Origin of the sequence: Candidatus Kaistella beijingensis (assembly GCF_020084865.1) — a bacterium.
In the GTDB taxonomy this organism is placed as follows: Bacteria; Bacteroidota; Bacteroidia; order Flavobacteriales; family Weeksellaceae; genus Kaistella; species Kaistella beijingensis.
In genome coordinates this window covers 1,749,782-1,770,541 of sequence record NZ_CP071953.1, presented here as the reverse complement: position 1 = coordinate 1,770,541, position 20,760 = coordinate 1,749,782, and the positions used below count along the sequence as shown (strand labels likewise).

The 20,760-nt window shown below is 36.2% G+C and carries 15 protein-coding genes; 9 read left to right on the top strand and 6 right to left on the bottom strand.

The genetic code is table 11. The features are described 5' to 3' along the window. Positions 1-16: 16 nt before the first annotated feature. From J4771_RS08230 to pgi, 4 genes are all read right to left on the bottom strand, one after another. Positions 17-1,393, bottom strand: a complete 1,377-nt coding sequence (locus tag J4771_RS08230) for an exopolysaccharide biosynthesis polyprenyl glycosylphosphotransferase (protein WP_224134491.1) — start codon at positions 1,391-1,393, stop codon at positions 17-19. A gap of 36 nt (positions 1,394-1,429) precedes the next feature. Then, complete coding sequence (locus J4771_RS08225) at positions 1,430-2,062, bottom strand: 7-carboxy-7-deazaguanine synthase QueE (RefSeq protein ID WP_224134490.1); 633 nt, start codon at positions 2,060-2,062, stop codon at positions 1,430-1,432. A 70-nt stretch (positions 2,063-2,132) separates the two neighbouring features. Continuing rightward, a complete protein-coding gene (locus tag J4771_RS08220; protein WP_224134489.1) occupies positions 2,133-3,017 on the bottom strand; it encodes a bifunctional 5,10-methylenetetrahydrofolate dehydrogenase/5,10-methenyltetrahydrofolate cyclohydrolase in 885 nt (294 codons plus the stop codon). Between the two features lie 28 nt (positions 3,018-3,045). Beyond that, entirely contained in the window at positions 3,046-4,686 is a 1,641-nt protein-coding gene (pgi, locus tag J4771_RS08215; RefSeq protein ID WP_224134488.1) for a glucose-6-phosphate isomerase, read from the bottom strand. A 169-nt stretch (positions 4,687-4,855) separates the two neighbouring features. Between pgi and J4771_RS08210 the strand changes: the two genes are divergently transcribed. Continuing rightward, the gene (locus J4771_RS08210; RefSeq protein WP_224134487.1) at positions 4,856-6,682 is read left to right on the top strand and encodes a DUF3857 domain-containing protein; all 1,827 of its coding nucleotides are present in this window, start codon (positions 4,856-4,858) and stop codon (positions 6,680-6,682) included. 90 nt (positions 6,683-6,772) lie between these two features. Here J4771_RS08210 and J4771_RS08205 read toward each other — a convergent pair whose 3' ends face one another. Both J4771_RS08205 and lon read right to left on the bottom strand, forming a co-directional pair. After that, complete coding sequence (locus J4771_RS08205; RefSeq protein WP_224134486.1) at positions 6,773-7,687, bottom strand: DUF4349 domain-containing protein; 915 nt, start codon at positions 7,685-7,687, stop codon at positions 6,773-6,775. A 265-nt stretch (positions 7,688-7,952) separates the two neighbouring features. Then, a complete protein-coding gene (gene lon, locus J4771_RS08200; protein WP_224134485.1) occupies positions 7,953-10,358 on the bottom strand; it encodes an endopeptidase La in 2,406 nt (801 codons plus the stop codon). Between the two features lie 235 nt (positions 10,359-10,593). Here lon and J4771_RS08195 point away from each other — a divergent pair, with 235 nt between their 5' ends. The 8 genes from J4771_RS08195 to J4771_RS08160 all read left to right on the top strand — a co-directional run bounded on the left by J4771_RS08195 (position 10,594) and on the right by J4771_RS08160 (position 20,760). Next, a complete protein-coding gene (locus J4771_RS08195; RefSeq protein ID WP_224134484.1) occupies positions 10,594-12,744 on the top strand; it encodes a peptidylprolyl isomerase in 2,151 nt (716 codons plus the stop codon). A 122-nt stretch (positions 12,745-12,866) separates the two neighbouring features. Then, positions 12,867-13,817, top strand: a complete 951-nt coding sequence (locus tag J4771_RS08190) for an MlaD family protein (protein ID WP_224134483.1) — start codon at positions 12,867-12,869, stop codon at positions 13,815-13,817. 19 nt (positions 13,818-13,836) lie between these two features. After that, positions 13,837-15,180: a 4Fe-4S dicluster domain-containing protein gene (locus J4771_RS08185; protein ID WP_224134482.1), complete on the top strand. Its 1,344-nt coding sequence runs from the start codon at positions 13,837-13,839 to the stop codon at positions 15,178-15,180. 68 nt (positions 15,181-15,248) lie between these two features. Next, on the top strand, positions 15,249-16,034 hold the full coding sequence (locus J4771_RS08180; protein ID WP_224134481.1) for a (Fe-S)-binding protein: 786 nt from the start codon (positions 15,249-15,251) through the stop codon (positions 16,032-16,034). A gap of 70 nt (positions 16,035-16,104) precedes the next feature. Next, a complete protein-coding gene (locus J4771_RS08175) occupies positions 16,105-16,596 on the top strand; it encodes a hypothetical protein (RefSeq protein WP_224134480.1) in 492 nt (163 codons plus the stop codon). Between the two features lie 102 nt (positions 16,597-16,698). After that, on the top strand, positions 16,699-17,820 hold the full coding sequence (locus J4771_RS08170; protein ID WP_224134479.1) for a glycosyltransferase: 1,122 nt from the start codon (positions 16,699-16,701) through the stop codon (positions 17,818-17,820). Between the two features lie 44 nt (positions 17,821-17,864). Next, complete coding sequence (locus tag J4771_RS08165) at positions 17,865-19,511, top strand: asparagine synthase-related protein (RefSeq protein ID WP_224134478.1); 1,647 nt, start codon at positions 17,865-17,867, stop codon at positions 19,509-19,511. Position 19,512: 1 nt separating this feature from the next. Beyond that, positions 19,513-20,760, top strand: a complete 1,248-nt coding sequence (locus tag J4771_RS08160) for an oligosaccharide flippase family protein (RefSeq protein ID WP_224134477.1) — start codon at positions 19,513-19,515, stop codon at positions 20,758-20,760.

The window sequence follows — 20,760 nt, the reverse complement described above, 5'->3', positions numbered from 1 at the left end:
TTTTTTGAAGCTTATTTTAATTGGCATTTTTATCGCCAAATATCACTAAAAACATTGTTTTGATAATGATGACGAAATCCAAGCTGATGCTCCAGTTTTTTACGTAGAACGCATCTGCCAAAATTCTTTTTTGCATTTCAATATTCATATCGTCTCCGGTATCACCGCGAAGTCCGTTAACTTGTGCAAGTCCGGTTACTCCAGGTTTTACTAGGCTTCTCACCGAATACCGCCCAATTTTCAATTTGTAGAAATCATCTACCAAAAGCATGTGTGGTCTTGGTCCAACGATAGACATTTCACCTTTAAGCACATTAATAAACTGCGGCATTTCATCTAAACTAGATTTTCGAAGAAAGCGGCCAACTTTGGTAATTCTTCTGTCGTTTTCTTCAGTAGTTCTGTGGGAGGAATCACCGTTTACATACATCGTTCTAAACTTGATACATTTGAAAACCCTATCGTGAAATCCGTATCTTTTCTGCAGGAAAAACACGGGACCTTTACTGTCAATCATAATTAAGACGGCAATGATAGGGAAGAGCCAGGTGCAAACTCCTACTAAAATAACGGTGGAGAACAGGATGTCGAATGTTCTTTTCAGAATAGTATTGGTAAGAAAATCCAGTGGAAATTTCGATCTAACCAAAATCGGCTGTGTTTCAATATATCCTAAATCATATTGAAAAAAATTATTTTTTATAATGCTGGGAATTAGCGAGATACGGACTTTGTGCAAATCAGCCAGTTTATAAATTTCTCGTTCGTTATTTTGATCAATTTGTTTTCCTTCCGAAGAAATATACATGGTGTGAATTCCGTTTTCCTTCCAAAAAGCAACCAGTTTGTCGTAATCAAAGCGGCTTTCCGTAGGGTAATCGAAAATTTTAAAACCATAATCTTTTCTTTCCGTGATGATGTTCCGCAAGATTTCAGTTGATGAATCTTCCGTTAAAAACATGACGTTTCTGTGATTAATACCCAAAGTTCTTAAATACTTTAAGCCAATAAAAACCAGAGATTTTATGATAAACAATAAAAAGAAGAGGAAGATGGCAATAAGAAACCGGTCCTGTTTTATGAAATCATTGTTGCTTACTTTCGCCAACAAAATAACCCCAAAAATAAAGATGAAAATATGGGTAACTAATCGTTCCAAATAAATAGTATACGTTAAATTTCTTGCAATAGAATAAAGACGTGTTCTACCGCTGAGCAAAATCCAGAACATGGTAAGAAGGATTAGAGACAATAAGTTCTGTTCCCAAACCTCTTTCTCATATTTTAATTCGTTATTTCTCAGAAAAAAAAACACAAACACTCCTGCAATAACCAAAACGTCAAGCAGGATGAAGATCACCTTAAAATACCGAGAATATCGAATTTTTTGCATAAAACCGTATTAACTGCGAAGTAAATTTAACATAATTTACGGAATATTCAAATATTTATGAGTCTGAACAGACGCTTGCCATTTTGGGTTTTCGAGAATGAAATCTGTAATCTTCGGATACATTTCGTTTCTTTTACTCCACTCGCTTTGCAGATAAAGTTTGCAGTTTTGGGAAACTTTTGCAGCTTGTTCCTCGGCAAATTTGAAATCATTATTGTTAAAAATAATCATTTTCAGTTCGTTCGCTTTGGAATAAATTTCTTCTTTTGGCAAACCTGTTTTCTTGGGCGAAAGGGTAATCCAGTCCAAAATTCCGCTCATTTCATAAGCTCCGGAAGTTTCGATGTGTATGTCACAGCCAAGTTCTTTTAATCTTTTGGTTAAGACTTCCAGATTCCACATCAAAGGCTCACCGCCTGTTAAAACGATTGTTTTGCAATGTTTTGCTGCAATTTCTGCGATCTCAATTGTATTCCTTAAGGGATGAAGATTGGGATCCCAACTTTCTTTGACATCGCACCAATGACAACCTACATCGCAACCACCAAGTCTGATGAAATAGGCCGCTTTTCCTGTATGAGCGCCCTCACCTTGTAAAGTATAAAAATGCTCCATTACAGGGAGCATTTTTCCTTCTTTTAATAAAATATTATCTTGTTCTTTATTCATTTTTCAGTTTTGAGCTTCGAGTTTCGGGATTCGAGGTAAAAAACTAGAAATCCGAATAACGTGCCTCAATTTAATCTTTATATATAGAATGTTTGTATGCCAAAATCGTGTTTTTCAGCAACATCGCTCTTGTCATTGGTCCAACTCCTCCCGGAACCGGAGTAATCCAACTTGCTTTTTGGGCGCAGCTTTCGAAATCCACATCGCCCTCCAAATGATAACCTTTTTTGGAATCGTCTTCAACTCTCGTTATTCCAACGTCCACAATTACCGCTCCTTCTTTAATCATGTCTGCTTTTAAAAATAATGGATCCCCCAAAGCTGTAATGACGATGTCGGCATTTTTTGTAAACTCCTCAATATGTGGAGTGTACGAATGTGTAACGGTTACTGTTGCATTTCCCGGGAAATCTTTTCTGCCCATCAAAATACTCATCGGTCGTCCCACAATTTTGCTTCTTCCGATGATGACGCAGTTTTTACCTTTTGTCTCAATATTGTATCTTTCCAAAAGTGTTAGAATTCCAAACGGAGTTGCAGGAAGAAAAGTGCTCATTTCCAAAGCCATTCTTCCGAAATTTTCAGGGTGAAAACCATCAACATCTTTGTGGGAATTAATTGCCATAATCACTTTTTCCTGGTCCATTTGCTTTGGAAGTGGAAGCTGTACGATAAATCCGTCAACTTCAGGATCAACATTCAGCTCCTGAATTTTTTCTATAAGTTCCGCCTCAGAAGCTGTTGCAGAAAATCTCACCAATGAAGACTTGAAACCAACTTCTGCACAATCACTAATTTTGCTGCGGACATAAGTTTCACTCGCCCCATTATTTCCAACTAAAATCGCCACCAAATGCGGTGCTCTTTTTCCTGATGCCAGAATTTTCTGAACATCGTTTTTGATTTCTTCTTTGATTTCCTTGGAAACTTTCAGTCCGTCGAGAATTTGTGCCATGTTTACTTTTTTAGATTTATTTTCATATTTACTTTTTCTCCTTAAAATAATTCATTAATCCGTTGGTGGAAGAGTCATGTGAAGTTACTTTTCCATCGGTTTGAAGTTCCGAAAGAATTTTTCCTGCTAAAATTTTTCCGAGCTCAACACCAAACTGGTCAAAGCTGAAAACATTCCAAATTACTCCTTGAACAAAAATTTTATGCTCATAAAGTGCAATTAATTGACCTAATGAAAACGGAGTTAATTCATTGATTAAAAGTGAATTAGTCGGCGTATTTCCGTGGAAGACCTTAAAGTTCACCAACTCTTTTACCTCCTCTTCAGATTTGCCTGATTTTACCAATTCTTCTCTTGCTTCCACTTCTGTTTTTCCAAAAGCTAAAGCTTCTGTTTGAGCGAAAAAATTCGCCAACAATTTTTCCTGATGGTCAGAAACTTGGTTCGGAGATTTCACATAAGCGATAAAATCCGATGGAATGAGTTCCGTTCCTTGGTGAAGCAATTGATAAAACGCGTGTTGACCGTTTGTTCCCGGTTCTCCCCAAATAATAGGTCCGGTTTCATATTCCACAAACTCGCCGTTTCTGTCGACACATTTACCGTTACTTTCCATATCCGCTTGTTGAAGATATGCCGGAAATCTCTCTAAATATTGTGAGTAAGGCAAAATCGCGTAAGTTCCCGCATCAAAGAAATTGCGGTACCAAATTCCCAAAAGTGCCATCAAAACAGGAACGTTTTCCTTGAAATCGGCAGTCTGGAAATGAACATCGGTTTCATTTGCTCCTTTCAATAAACTTTCAAAATTATCGTAACCCACCGCAAGTGAAATACTTAAACCGATTGCACTCCAAAGTGAATACCTTCCACCTACCCAATCCCAAAATTCAAAAATATTTTCTTCCGCAATACCGAACTCTTTAACTGACTGAATATTAGTAGATAAAGCCACAAAATGTTTTGCAACATCTTCCGGTTTTCCGCTCTTTAAAAACCATGATTTTGCAGATTCGGCATTCGTCATTGTTTCTTGTGTAGTGAACGTTTTTGAGGCAATAATAAACAAAGTCGTTTCGGGATTCAGGTTTTTTAAAGTTTCTGCGATGTGGTTTCCATCTACATTAGATACGAAATGTACATTTAATCTCGTCTTAAAATGTTTCAGAGCAGAAACCACCATCGCCGGTCCCAAATCTGAACCGCCGATTCCGATATTTACCACATCGGTGATTTCTCTTCCTGTGAAACCTTTATGTTCTCCAGAAATGACTTTCTCGGAAAAAGATTTCATTTGGTTTAAAACTTTCCGAATTTGTGGCTTAATATTTACACCGTCAACTAAAATGGGTTTGTCCGAAAAATCTCGCAATGCGGTGTGCAGAACGGCTCTTTCTTCCGTTTCGTTGATTTTGTCACCCGAAAACATTTTCTCAATCGCTGTTTTTAGTTCACATTCAACAGCTAAATTTTGAAGAAGCTCGAAAGTTCTTTCATCAATTAAATTCTTGGAAAAATCGAAAAGATAGTTATCTCTTTTTACTGAAAACTGGTTGAATCTTTCTGGATTATATTGAAAAAGAGAGCGAAGATCGAAGTCGTTTTGTGCGAAATGTGCGTTGAGTTCTTGCCAAGCTTTAGTTTGTGTAGGATTTATTTTTGGTAACATATGGTTACTGTTTATTGCTTCAATGATTAAATTACTATCTTTAAAAAGATAAAAATTACGATGTGCAAAATTACAAAAAATGAACGAGTAAAAATTGTAGCTACCCGATGAATATTTTTATTCAGCACTGTTTTTATTTATTAAATTTGAGTCTAAATTATTTACTGAGATGAAGTTTTTCCCACTATTCGCCGTTTTTCTTTTTTCTACTTGGGCGCATTCACAGCAATTTAAACTTGGGAAGTTGTCTCAGGAAGAGATTAGTTTAACGGAGGTTTCTTATGAACCAGGTTCAGATGCTGTAAAACTTGCCGAATTTGGCGACCTAAAAATTACCAACACAGGATACGAACTAATGGAATATGGAAGAACAAAAATTCTTACCACTTCCGGACTGGATTATGCGCAAAGGAAATGGAGTTTCCGACCGGAAAAAAAATTTGATAAGGTAGTGCTGAAGGAAGCGCAAACCATCAATGTAGTGGACGGAAAAACAGTGATTACTCCCGTGGAAAAAAAAGACATCATCGTCTCCCAAAACAATGGTTTAACAGAAATTGCAGTTGCGTTTCCAAATGTTAAGGTGGGTTCAGTCATTGAGTACAAAGTTCTGATTATGCGTCCGCATGATTTGTTTGCTACACCTTGGAGGTTTCAAAATAATATTCCCACTCTATCATCAAAATTGAATCTTACTTTGGCCACTGATTTTGAGTACAAAGTTATTCTTAATGGCGCAGAACTGACTAAAAAATACAGCGGAAAAAAGAATAATCGTGAGTGGGAACTTTCAAATATTCCCAGTGACAAAATATTCAAAAATGTTTATAATAAGGAAGATTACAGAGAAAAGCTCTCATTCCAATTCACAGCAGAACGTAACTTCCACGGAACTTTTTATGCGGAAAATACTTGGGATGGTTTTAAAAAATTAATTGCGGAAGAGATCGCTAAAAGCCTAAAAGGTGCAAATTATCAAGATATTGCTAATGATATTAAAACGGGAACCACAAAATTTGAAACGCTCAAAAATACTATTATTTACCTGCGAAAAAATTTCACTTGGAATCGTTACTGGGCGGTAACTACCAAAAATTTGCAAAGCGAATTCTTAAGAACTAAAAAAGGAAACGCTGCAGATTTCAATATCCTTCTCAATGAAGTTTTAAAGAAAAAGGGTATTTATTCTGAAATGGCGGTGAACAGTTTACGAAGTAATGGGCAGATCATATTAAATTTCCCAACTTATTCCAAAATGCAGACGTTCGTAAATATTGTAGAATCCGACGGTGGAGAAAAAATCATGGTCGATGCGGCAACTTCTGACCCTGAAAATTTAATATTCCCCAATCTCAATTATTTCAACAATATAGTTTTGGGATTAAACGGCGCAGGCGAAAATTTTTTATCCGTGACACCTAAAATTTCTGAATTTGTTTCTGTGCAAAAATTAAAAATTAATGAAAAAAATAACGAATTAACAATTGAGGATCGTGCCAAAGGTTATTTTGTATCGGAGGACGTTAAGAGGGAAAACTTTTATGTTTTTTCTGGCGCAAAGAACGAAACTCCTCAAAATTATACCGAGAAGGACTGGAACATGCAGAAGCAATTCGTGAATTTTGAAAATACAAGTACTTATTATCTGGTTGAAAGTCCTCTTACAAAAACAATGCGTGAATTGGAGGTGAGTAAAAATCGGAACTTCCCCATTGCGTTGAACTTTCCGTTCCTCATTACGGTTGAGCTAAAAACTAAACTCCCGGCAACATATCAGCTCCAAAGCGAAAACTTCAACAGAAAAATCACCTCTTTTAATGGAAATTTACAGTATATTCAGAATATAGAAAGGGTAGGAGAAGAAGATTTTTTCACGTGGTCATTACTCGTCAATAAAGTTTATTTCAACACAAATGAAATTGCTGAATACATGGAATTTATTGATTTGGTGAATGCTTCATTAGAAAAAGCTGCGGTTATAAAAAAGATCAAGTAGAGCGTATTGTGGTGGGTTTTGCATGAAAAAAGCTTCCGAAATTTTCGGAAGCTGAACTAATTGTAGGTTGATTATCAACGGAAACATTTATTACTCATCAACATGCTCTTTCTCAAAATTCAGCGGTTTTTTTCTTTTTCTCAAGAAGTAGAAAATCAGACTTGCAATCACTAAAATCGGCCAAATTGAAACCAACCCCACAATTAATCTTTGAATTAAATAAAACCCTTCAACAAAAGCATTTCTCACGTCGTAGAAAAAATTGAATTTGTATTTGTTGTCGATGTTTCCTGTATTTGTCACCGCGATTTCGGCAATTCGCAGTTTGGGTTCTTTGAGGAAAATGTCAACCGTGGAATATTTCAAATGATCGCTCATTTCGTAAGTGGAGATTTTTTGAAGGTTTCCTTCACTCAAATTATCGTCAATCATGCTCACTTTATCTTTGTTTGTCTTCAGCTTGTCGATATTTTCAGCTGTTTTGGCGTTTCGTTTTTCTTCCAGCTTTGCAAGTTTGATATTGGAAGTTACGTCTTCGGCAAGAATAACTCTTGAGTTCAGAAATACTTTTTTGTTATTGATGAGGTTCAAAAATTCTCCTAATTTTTCTGATGGAACTCTAACTTGCATCGTGTTTTCAGTTTGGAATTTTCTTACTAAAATCGCATTTTCATTCGAAGTATTGAAGGTTTCTTCGGATATCGTCTGCGAATTTAATCTGCTTGAGGTCACAAATCCACCCAAATCTTTCAGGGATTTTTCAATAGAGATGGTGGCGTCATAAACATCTTTTACTTCCATGTTTACATCGGCGGTTTTGATGAATTCTTTATCTTTTACTTTCATGGTTGCGACAGAAGAAATGCTGTCAGAAACTGAAGCGGTGTAATCTTCGGAAACATTTTTTTCGATCGTTGAATTTCCAACAGTTTCTTGCTTATTGCAAGAAAATATAGAAATGAGAATTGCGGAACCAAGAATTGTTTTTGAAACTAGATTTTTCATAACGGAGATTTTTTATGGGTTTATTCAACCAAATTTCCGCACGAAATTATTGTAAAGTTTGTAAATGGATTGTCTTTTTTTTGTAAAACACAATTTGCAATACAATTCATTGGTTTTTATCGTTTTGTAAATCGAATTAAAAAAACTAACACCCAAAAATTGATCACAGCGAAAGACGGTTAAAGACCAACCTGAATTTTAGCTCCCGATTTTGATATAAAAAATGCACAGAAAACTGTGCATTTTAAACATATTTTAAAGAATACTATTTTTCTATCGCCAAATCAATCACCTCGCTCATTCGTTTCACATAATTGATTTTCAGGCCTTTCAGGTAATCTTTTTTAATTTCTTCCACATCTTTTCGGTTGGCGTCGCAAAGGATGATTTCCTTAATTCCGGCTCTTGCTGCGGCGAGTAATTTTTCTTTAATTCCACCTACAGGAAGTACTTTTCCTCGAAGGGTAATTTCGCCGGTCATCGCCAAATGAGACTTAACCTTTTTGTTTTTAAAACTTGAAACAATCGAAGTCAGCATTGCGATTCCCGCAGAAGGGCCGTCTTTTGGAGTTGCTCCTTCGGGAACGTGAACGTGGATGTTTTTCTTCTGAATATCTTCCGAAGAAATTCCCAATTCCTGATGTTTTGCTTTGATATATTCTAAAGCAATTGTTGCAGATTCTTTCATGACGGTTCCCAAATTTCCGGTCATGGTGAGGTTTCCTTTTCCTTCGCTTAAAATACTTTCGATGAACAGAATATCTCCACCAACTTGCGTCCAAGCCAAACCGGTGACAACTCCGGGAACTCCCGTAATTTCCGACAAACTTTTCGGACGTGGAACACCTAAAATTTCATCAATTTTATCAATGGAAATTTTAGAATCATATTCTTTTCCCATTGCGGTTTGCAGAGCGACCCATCGTGCAACGGCGGCGATTTGTTTTTCCAATCCACGAACTCCGCTTTCTGAAGTATGCGCGTCGATAATATGTTTCAGCTCAGCATTTCCGAGTTTGAAAGATTTTGCATCCAAACCGTTTTCTTCCTGCTGTTTTTTGATTAAATGTCTTTTTGCAATTTCCACTTTTTCCTCTAGAGTATAACCTGCAATTTCAATGATTTCCATTCTGTCCAAAAGTGGTCTTTGAATGGTTGAAAGCGAATTCGCAGTTGCAATAAACATCACTTTCGACAAATCATAGCCTAATTCAAGAAAGTTGTCGTAGAAAGAGTTATTTTGTTCAGGATCAAGAACTTCCAATAAGGCAGAACTTGGGTCGCCATGAATTCCTTGTCCGATTTTATCGATTTCATCCAAAACAATTACAGGATTTGAAGTTCCCGTTTTTTTGATGGATTGCAGAATTCTTCCCGCCATTGCACCGATGTAGGTTTTCCGGTGTCCGCGAATTTCGGATTCGTCGTGAAGTCCGCCCAAAGAAACCCGCACATATTTTCTTCCTAAAGAATCGGCGACCGATTTTCCTAAAGAGGTTTTCCCAACTCCGGGAGGACCAACCAAACAGAGAATCGGCGATTTCATATTGTTTTTCAGCTTCAAAACCGCCATGTGTTCCAAAATTCTTTTCTTGATGTCTTCTAGTCCGAAATGTGCTTTATCCAAAACTCTTTCCGCTTTATTGATGTCGAAAATATCTTTAGAATAGGTTTCCCAAGGTAAATCGGTGAAGAAATCGAGGTAATTTCTTTGAACATTATAATCCGGCGAATTTGGATTTTGGCGCTGAAGTCGGTTGATTTCTTTTTTGAAATGATTTTCAACTTCGTCACTCCATTTCACTTTTTTGGCTTTTTGTAAAAGTTCGTCCACATCGGATTCCGGACCACCACCTAATTCTTCCTGAATGGTTCTCATTTGCTGATTCAGGAAATATTCGCGCTGATTTTTATCGAGTTCTTTGTTGGTTTTTAAATGGATTTGGTTGCGCAACTCCAATTTTCGGAAATCGTCGTGCATTAATTCGTAGCACTTTTCCGCTCGAGTCATCAAACTTTTTTCTTCCAAAAGTTTCTGTTTTGAAGCGTAAGGAAAATTGGCGTTGGTGCAGATGAAATTCAACAAATCCTCGTGGTCGCTCATATTCTTAATGGCAAAATTTGCTGCGTTCGGAATATTGGGGTCGAGTTCGATAATCTTTAAGGCTAAATCTTTGATGTTTTCTAAAAGCGCATTGTATTCTTCCGTTTTTTTGGTTGAAACTTCTTTCAATTTGGTGATTTCGGCTTTAAAATAAGGTTTTGCCGTGGTGAAATTTTTGATTTTAAACCGTTGAAAACCTCTTGTAATCGCAGTGGTGTTTCCATCGGGAAGTTTGATGATTTTAACAATTTTCGCCAATGTCCCGATTTGGTATAAATCTTTAAAAGTAGGTTGGTCAATGGTGGAATTGTTTTGGCTTAAAATCCCAATAAATTCATTGTTTCTCTGCGCTTCCTCCAAAAGTTTGATGGACATTTCTCTTCCAGCGGTAATTGGAATCACCACTTTCGGGAACATCACCATATTTCTTACCGGAAGAATCGGGAAGATTTTTTGTTCTTTGTTTTCTTCGGTTTCGTTGAAATCATTCAAGTTTATTTCTTCTGCCACGATACTGAAACCGTCGCTCATCATTTCATCAAAACTGATGTCTTCAAATTCTGTCATAATATCTGTGATGACAAATTGTCATTTTAATTAAATGGTTAAACCGCATTTTAATTGTTTTCATTAAAAATGCTTTAAATAAAAAAGGTGGCTTTAATTTCACAATCACTGTGCCACGCAAAATTTTAGACAAAATTACCATATTGCAAGTTTTGCTTTCAAATAAATATTTAAAATTTTTTCTAATCTCTTAAAAATGTGTATTTTCGCAGACTGATAAAATTATACAAAAAAGATGGCAGTTTTAGGAGAGATTAGAAACAGACCTTGGCTTTTGATGGGGATTATTGCGATTGCAATGTTGGCTTTCGTGGTAAATCCAGACAGTTTGGAAAAATTATTTGGAGCAAAACCAGGCGTTTTCGGAAAAGTAAATGGCGAAGAAATTACCAAAGAAGATTTTGACGACCAGTTGTTTATGCTTCAACAACAAGCGCAACAACAAGGTCAACCTGCAAAAGGTTTAGAGCAACAAGCTTGGAACATGGTAGTTCAATCTAAATTAATCAAGCAGCAGTTTGAAAAAATGGGATTGAAGTTGACCGACGAAATGTTTTGGAACCAATTGCAATTCGACCCAATGTTTGCTCAAAATCAGCAAAACTTTGACGAGAAAGGAAATTTCAAACTTCAGGAAATCAAAAAACAGGTTGAAGAAGCAAAAGGAACCAACGTTGAAATGTACAACAATTGGCTTAAAACTAGAAAAGCGATCGAGTACAGAATGATGGCGAGACAACTTTTTGCCAATCTTTCAGCTGGAATTACCGTTGGTAAAAAGGAAGCGGAGGAAATGATGAAACAAAGAGACCAACTTGCAGACATCGACTTTGTAAAAGTAGATTATGCAGCTTATGCACAGAAAAACCCTGTAAAAGTGACTACTCAAGATTTGGCGGATTATATTAAAAAACATCCGATCTTGTTCAAGAGAGAAGCGAGCAGAAACGTTGGTTTGGTATATTTCCCTGCGGCTCCAAGTGCAGCAGACGAGGCAGCAACTCAAAAAGAAATTAACAAATTATTTTCTGAAGGAAGCGAAATGAGTGGCGGTAAAGAAAATTTCCAAAACACGACAAACGACTCCATGTTCATAGCATTGAATTCTGACATGCCGTTTAACCCACAGTATTTTTCAGCAAATCAATTGCCTGCTTCGATTAAAGATAAAGTGGCTTCTGCAAGTATCGGTACAACTTTCGGACCTTACAAAGAGCAGAATTTCTATGTAGTTTCTAAATTATTAGATAAAAAACCATCTGATTCTACGCTTTCAAGACATATTCTTGTTTCGTACAAAGGAAATCAAGCAGGAGGAGATGTAAAGAGATCGAAAGAAGAAGCGAAAAAATTGGCAGATTCAATCGGTGCAGTAGTAAAAGCAGATCCTTCTAAATTTGCAGAGAATTTAAAATTCTCATCTGATCCAGGTTCGGCTGCTCAAGGCGGAAGTGTGGGTTGGACGACGCCTTCGACACCTTTTGTTCCAGAGTTTTTGAGTTTCCTTGCAAACAATCCAAAAGGTGCAACAGGAGTGGTTGAAACCCAGTTCGGATATCACATCATTAATATTGAAGATAAAAAATCCGGTTCAATGGGCTACAAAGTGGCAAACTTGGTGAAAGCCATTAAACCTTCTGACAAAACAGAAAACGAAGTTTACACGAAAGCTACAAAATTCATTCAGCAAGTTCAAGGCAAATCTTTCAACGATTTTGCGAATCTGGCTAAAAAGAACAACTACAACTTCAGCAACCCTAAAGAAATTGGCCGTTTCCAAGGACAACTTCCAGGATTGGGAACTGATAAAGACGAAGAAGTTATTGCATGGGCTTTCAACAAAAAGAGAAATAAAGGTGATACCGATATTTTCACTGTTGACGGAACCGGCGACAGAATCGTTGCATACTTAAACGGAATCCAAGACGCAGGAACCGCAGATCCAGAAGCAGTAAGAGAACAAATTGAGCCCATCATCAAAAATAAGATTTTGGCAAAACAGATTTCTGATAAAATCACAGCTGCAAAAGCGACAAGTTTAGATCAAATCGCTAAATTATTTGCTTCTACAAAACAATCTGCACAAGTTAATTTGTTGAGTCCGCAAGTTGCAGGGGCCATGGAACCGAGAGTTGCAGGAGCTGCATTCGGTGTGGCTAAAGGAAAACTTTCCAATCCTGTGGAAGGAATGACCGGAGTTTATGTTTTGGTGAAAAAATCTGAAACGGTGAACAAACAACCGGGAGACATCAAACAGGTGATTCAGGCACTTCAAGGACAAAATTCACAGCAATTCGGGCAGAATTTCTTGAAATCACTTCAAGATAATGCGAAAATTGAAGACTACAGAATTGAAGTTTACAATCAGGCATCACAACAAAATTAAGAATTAGAAATCATCATAAAAGCGACTTGTGAAAGTCGCTTTTTTTTGCGTCTTTACCGAAGTAATTGCTGATTGACTTTATTTAAAATGTATTATATTTGTTCATTAAAAATTACAAAAAAGTGAAATTCACAAAAGAAATAAAAGCAGGTCTCATTGCACTTTTAGCCATCATTGGATTTGTCTTTCTCTTTCAGTTTATGAAGGGGAAAAGTCTTTTTACTACAGACAATATTTTCTTTGCAAAATTTGATAATGTGGAAGGATTGGCTGCATCAAATCCCGTTTCCATCAACGGTTTGAAAGTTGGTCAGGTTGATAAAATCATACCAATCACCGAAAAAGACGGTAAAATACATTTCGTGGTTAAAGTAATGATTGATGACAACTACGAGTTTTCAAAAAAATCAACTTTAGAAATTTTTGAACCCGGATTGATGTCTGGAAAAGAAATGCGCATTAATCTAGCTTACGGACAGCCGATGGCAAAAGATGGCGATACTTTGGCAGGAGCTTTTCAACTTTCAATGATGAATAATATTTCGTCACAAGTTGGGCCTGTAAAAGATCAATTGCAAGTGGTTTTAAAAAGAGTAGATTCTTTAATGATTAATGCAAAATCGATCACCGATGCTGAAAATCAGGCCGCAATTCGATCTTTATTATTCAATTTAAACAGAACAGTTACTTCCCTTGAAGGAACGTCAAGAAGCGCAAATTCCTTAATGGCAAATAATGATCCACGTGTTCAAAAAATGTTGGATAATGCCAATCTTGCGACAATCAGTGCAAAAACCGCGATTGATAAATACGGAAAAGTTGCGGAAGAAGTGGATGTAAAAAAACTCAACAATACGATTGATAAATTGAGTTTGACGGCGGATAAATTAAACAGTGTTATTTCGGGCATACAAAATGGCGAAGGTTCGCTTGGTAAAATCACCAAAGATGAAGAACTTTACCGAAATCTCAACGAATCCTCGCAGAATTTGAACAAACTCATTCTTGATTTAAAAGAGAATCCGAAACGATATTTAAACTTCTCCGTTTTCGGAAAAAACAGTTCCAACTAAAATCTAAAAACCTTTCAATATGCAATATATTGACAATATTATTTTTTTCATTGCCCTTGTTGTGGGATTCGGACTTTTCTTTAAAAGTTTAAGGGAAATTTACCGCAACATCAAACTCGGCAAAAAAATCGACAGAACCGACCATCCTGCAGAACGTTGGAAAACCATGGCAAACGTGGCACTGGGACAAGGAAAAATGGGAAAAAGACCGATTGCGGGATTTCTCCACGTCTTGGTCTATGTAGGCTTTGTCATCATCAATATTGAGTTGATTGAAATCGTGATCGACGGAATTTTCGGGACACACCGATTTCTGTCCTCGATTTTTGGAGCAACTTTCTATGGAATTTTCACAGCAACCTTAGAAATATTGGCAATTTTAGTTGTCATTGCTGTAGTGTTATTTTTTATACGAAGAAATATTTTGCATATAAAAAGGGTAAGTTCCAACGCAAAAGACCTGAAAGGATGGGGAATAAAAGACGCCAATATTATTTTGATTATCGAGTTTGCTTTAATGATGGCGTTCTTCAAAATGAACGCGTCTGATTACATTCTTCAGCAGCGAGGCGTTTTTCATGAAATCGGTTCTTTCCCAATCAGCAAGATGATTTTCGCTCCAATTTTTGAATGGTTTTCTTTTAATGACGGATTCCTTATGTTTACAGAAAGAGCAGCGTGGTGGTTTCATTTCATCGGCATTCTGTTCTTCATGAATTATCTTTATTATTCGAAACATTTGCATATTATTCTGGCGTTTCCTAATACCTGGTTTGCGAATCTTCAACCCAAAGGAAAATTCAATAATTTGGATTCTGTAACCAAAGAAATCAAATTAATGATGGATCCAAACGCTGATCCTTATGCAGCACAACCTGCAGCAGATCCGAATGCAGCACCCGAAAAATTTGGAGCAAGCGATATTTTTGATTTGAATCAGGTTCAGCTTTTAAATGCCTATTCCTGCACAGAATGTGGTAGATGTACCGCCGTTTGTCCTGCAAATCTTACTGGGAAGAAACTTTCGCCAAGAAAAATCATGATGGATACACGTGATCGAATTGAGGAAGTCGGAAGAAACATCAACAAAAACGGAAAATTTGTGGACGACGGTAAAAAACTGTTGGACGATCATATTTCCCGTGAAGAAGTTTTAGCGTGCACAACATGTAATGCTTGTGTTGAAGCTTGTCCTGTGTTGATTGATCCACTTTCAATTATTGTAGAAATGCGCCGTTTTATGGTTATGGAAGAATCTTCAATGCCGCACGAATGGCAATTGATGATGAACAATATCGAGAACAATGCCGCACCATGGCAATACAATCAGCAAGATCGTATGAAATGGGCAACTGATAATTAATTTGAAAATTTGAAAATGAGCCAATTTGAAAATTGCGGATTGCTCATGACTAATTACTTATAGAAAACATGGATTTCACTATAAAAACAATGGCAGAATATGCTGCCGAAGGAAAAGCACCGGAAGTTTTATTTTTCGTGGGTTGCGCCGGAAGTTTTGATGACAGAGCAAAAAAAATAACCAAAGCTTTATGTAAAATTTTGCACAAAGTGGGCGTTGAATTTGCGGTTTTAGGACAAGAAGAAAGCTGCAACGGCGATCCTGCAAAACGCGCCGGAAACGAATTTATTTTCCAAATGATGGCTTTAACCAATATTGAAATCATGAACGGTTATGGCGTAAAAAAAATTGTCACCGCTTGTCCGCACTGTTTCAATATTTTGAAAAACGAATACCCTGGTTTAGGCGGAAATTATGAAGTAATGCATCACACCCAATTCCTAAGAAAATTAATGGAAGAAGGTCGCTTGAAAATTGAGGGGGGCAGTTTTAGTGGGAAAAAAATCACCTTCCACGATCCATGTTATTTAGGAAGAGGGAACGGAGAATATGAAGCACCAAGAGTTTTACTGGAAAAATTGGATTCCGAATTGGTGGAGATGAAACGCTGCAAATCAAACGGATTGTGTTGTGGAGCAGGTGGAGCACAAATGTTCAAAGAACCTGAAAAAGGAAATGTAGACATCAACGTTGAAAGAACCGAAGAAGCTTTGGAAGAAAAGCCAAACATCATCGCAACAGGTTGTCCGTTTTGTATGACGATGATGACCGATGGCGTGAAGCATTTCAATAAAAACGAGGAAGTTTCCGTTAAAGATATTGCAGAACTTTTGGCGGAAGCGGAAGATTTATAATTTAAGGTGGAAGTAGGATGTCCGATGCTTAATGACACCCAACATCCATCATCAAACACCCAGCAATTTTATGAAAATTGAAGAATCAACCATAGTAGAAACCAGCGATTACAGAGTGATTATTTACCCTGCATCGCGACCTTTTACGCCCAAAGAAAGCAGAGTCATCACCGAAAAATTATACGATTTTCTCGCAACTTGGGCTGCACACGGAAAACCGTTGGAATCATCTTTCAAAATCGAAAAAAATCAGTTCATTGTCATTTGTGTAGATGAGGAAAAAGAAGCCGCATCCGGTTGTTCCATCGATGCTTTGGGTGGAGTGATGAAAGAAATCGACCAAGAATTTCAGTTGGGATTATTTGACAGAATGAAGGCAAGTTTCGTTGAAAACGGCGAACTTAAAACCATGAAATTACAGGATTTTAGAAAAGGTTTGAAAGAAGGAGAAATCTCAAAAGACATTGAAGTTTTCGACTTTTCTAAAAATACTTACGTTGCTTTTTTAAGCGATTTCCTGCTCCCATTAAAGAGAAGTTGGGCGGGAATTTATGTGGATTAAAAAGTTTTAAAAAAATAAACCAAACCCTTTCAAAATTTTAGCTGCGAAAGGGTTTTTTGTTGATGGGATTTAAAACCTTATTTTTGTTTTTCAAAACTTCGGATGCGTTACAAAATTCTCTTTATTTCATCGTGGTTTCCCAGCAAAATTGAACCGACCAACGGAAATTTTGTGCAGCGACACGCGGAAGCAGTTGCAAAAATTCACGATTTGGAAATTCTCCACGCCATCGGAGATTCAAAGCAGAAAGGGATTTTTCATTTTGATGACCAAAAAATTAATGGAATCAGAACTCTGATTGTTTACTATAAAAACACAAAAAACCCGCTACTTAATTTTACTCGAAGATTTCAAGCCTACAAAAAAGGATTTGCAAAACTTCAAAAACCCGATTTGGTTCACGCGAACGTTCTTCAAAACTCCATGCTTTTTGCGGTTTATTTGAATAGAAAATTTAAAATTCCTTTTGTCGTCACGGAACATTGGTCGGGATTTTTGGATATAAACCGACACAAACTCTCGAAATCAGAATGGTTCATTGCCAAAAAAATTGCGGAAAATGCATCCTATATTTTGCCTGTAAGTCAGTATCTTGAAAATGATTTAAAGAAACTAGGCTTAAAAAATACTATGCAAGTCATTGAAAATGTTGTTGATACCAATTTGTTTTCTTTAAAAAATGAACAAAGCGAAAAGTTTGTTTTTCTGCATATCTCAAATTTAATCAAACTTAAAAATCCTCAAAAAATAATATCAGCGGCAATAAAATTATTCAAAGAATTCCCTGATTTTGAACTGCAAATTGGCGGTGATGGCGATGTGGAAACTTTAAACGAGCAAATTCAGGAAAATAAAGCGGAAAGTTTCATCAAAACTTTTCCCATGATTACTTCAAAGGAAGTTTCGGAGAAAATGAAAAACAGCGATTGCTTTATACTTTTTAGTGATTATGAAAATTTTCCGTGTGTGCTGCTCGAATCTTTATCTACGGGAACTCCCGCAATTGCTACAAAAGTGGGCGGAATTCCAGAAATTATTAACGATAGAAATGGCGTTCTCATCTCAACGAACGAAGATGAATTGTATGAAGCGATGAAGAAGATTCTATTAAAACAAACAGAATTTGACCATCCTGAAAAACTTCACCAATATGTTGAAGACCACTTCTCCATTAAAACAATTGGAGAAAAGTTCGACAAGATTTACAGAGAAATTCTAAACTAAATTTCCGTAATTTACATCTTCAAAAGTTTTTGGTTTTATTAAAAATGAAGAAAGGGTTTTCCATAAAAATTTCGGAACAGAATGTCGATGTAAAATCTTTTATTTCAGAAGATTACGATAACCTTTATCTTAAAACAGCATCTTTTGATTTTCTATTTGAGGGCGTTTTGCTTAATAGGAAAAAGCTGCTCAACGAATTTGCCTTAAAGGATTTTGAAACCTTGATTGGTGAACTGTATTTCCTCAAAAAAGAAAATATCATCAAGGAATTTGAAGGTGAATTCAGAGGATTTATTTTTGATAAAGTTCAACAGAAATTATTTGTTTTTACCAACGCAACTTCCACACAAAGAGTTTTTTACGGGAAATTTAATGATGAAATCTTTATCGATTCTAGTCTAGTTCGTTTTAATGAAACTTTAAAAAACTCAGGCATCAAGACGAAACCGAATTTGGAGTCGATTTATCAGTTTTTATGTTTCAGCAATTTACCTGAAAATAAAACGCCCGTTGAAGGAATTGCAAAAATTTTCGATGGTCATTATCTCGAAATTGATTGTAATAAATGGACCATCAGTGAAAAACAATATTTTGACCTGTCAAAAATTTCAACATTTTCTAGAACCAAAGATGCTGCAATAGACAAAATTCACGAGGTTTTCCGAGATTCCATTTTGCTTGAATATCAGAAAGATACAGAACTTGGGAAAAATCATCTTGCTCTTTTGAGTGGGGGTTTAGACAGTCGTGTTGCGATGATGTATGCAATTCAAGAAAATGTAAAACCCGAAAACGCTTTGTGTTTCTCCCAATCAGGTTATTTTGATCATACGATTTCTGAAAAAATCGCAGAAGATTTTGATGTTCATTACGAGTTTATTCCTCTCGACGGCGGAAAATTTCTGAAAAAAATTGATGAACTCACCGAACTTTCCGAAGGAATGGTTTTTTACACAGGCGGAATTCATGTGAGTCACGCAGTAGAACAAATGCAGTATGAAAATTTTGCACTATTTCACAGCGGACAAATTGGTGACGGTGTTTTGGGCGGATTCAACACGGTTCCTTATCGAAAAAAACCTTCTTATTTTAAGATTGCTGAAAACCAGAAATTTTTTCCGAAAGTTCAGTCTTCACTGGATGAAATTCTAAAAAAGTACGAAACGGAAGAACTTTTTCTTTTGAGAAATGTTGCCTACAACAGAACAGTTTTGGGCGCTCATGTTTTTCAGCAGAAAAGATATCAAACTTCTTCGTTTATGTCTAAAGATTTTTTGCAACTCGCCATTTCACTTCCAGAAGAATGGAAATACAACCACCGTTTCTATTTGGAATGGATCCAAAAACATTGCAAAGAAGCCACGAAATACCGATGGGAAAGAACCCTACTTAAACCCGATGCGAATTGGAAAACCAGTTTCGGCGATAAAATTGTAAAGCGCAGTTTCAAATTGTTGAACGAGAAAATTCTGAAAACTCCGCAAAATTCCAGCATGTATCCTTATCAATATTATTTTGACAATGATACTGAAATTCAGAATTATTATAAAAATTATTTTGAAGATAACATTCACCGAATTGAGGATTATAAAGAACTTGAAAGTGACGTGAAAGAACTTTTTCAATCTGAAAATTTTTATTCTAAATCGCAATCGGTCAATATTTTAGCCATATTCAAACTCTTTTTTTAAAGTGAAAAGTTTAAGCGAATTTCTACGCAACTTCTTTCAAAACAAAGGGCAACACGTTTTCCTTTCGTTACTGATTGCGAAAATTTGTGCTTTTCTTGGTTCGCTTTTCATCATCAGAATTTTACCGGAAAGTGATTTCGGAACGATGAGTATTGTGGCGTCGGTTTTTGCGATTTTCATACCTTTCAGCGGTTTCGGTAGTCATCAAAGTTTGCTGCGGTTTGGTTCGCTGAAGGACGATGTTTCTGAAAAAAGAAGTTTAGCCAATTTTTTAATGTTGAAAGGATTGGGTTATCAGATTTTTTTGAGCGTCCTATTTTTGTTGGTCAGCATTTTCTATGTTTCCAGGTATGAATATATTTTATACCTATTCATCTTCTTTGCCATTCGTCTAATTGGTTTTTATTTTTTCAATTACATTCAATCAGAACTGCGAATTTTTGGAAATAACCGTGAATTTGCGAGCGTTAACAATGTGGTCAATATTTGTGGAGTTTTACTTTTACTTATTCTATCTTATTTTTTTGGTTTGAAAGGTTACTTAATTGCCATTGCTTTCACGCCATTTATTTCTCTACTTTGGTTTAAAAAGGAAAATTTAAAACCCATCACCGAAAACTTTAGTTTTAACAAAAAAGAAATTTGGAATTACGGACTTCATTCTTCTGGAACGGCTTTGCTTTCGGACGCACTTTTTTCAGCCGACGTTTTATTGCTGAGTTTTTTGATGAATGAAACCGCTGTTGCCAATTATAAAGTCGCCATTTTAATCCCCGCAAACATCACTTTTTTAGCCTTAACTTTCATGCAGAGTGATTTCCCGATGTTGGCCAAAAATTATCAAGACCGAAATTTTTTGTGGAATTATATTAAGAATTACTACAAGATTTTTATTCCGATTTCCGCTTTAATTTTTTTGATTGGGGTTATTTTTAAAAGCGAAATTCTGCATTTGTTTTTCAGTGCTAAATATTCTGATAATTCTCTTCTTTTCAGCATTTTATTGGGTGGTTTTTGTTTAAATATGCTCTTTAGAAATCTTTATGGAAACTTACTTTCAGCTGTAGGAAAAATGAAAATTAACACCTTAATTTCAGCTTTAACGTTACTTTTGATATTTGGATTTTCGTTTCTCTTCGTTCCAAAATTTGGCATTGATGGAATGGGAATTAGTTTGAGTTTTACACTGCTTTTAAACGGTTTGCTGCTGATGATTTCGTTCCTTTATTACCTCAAAAACTTAAAATAA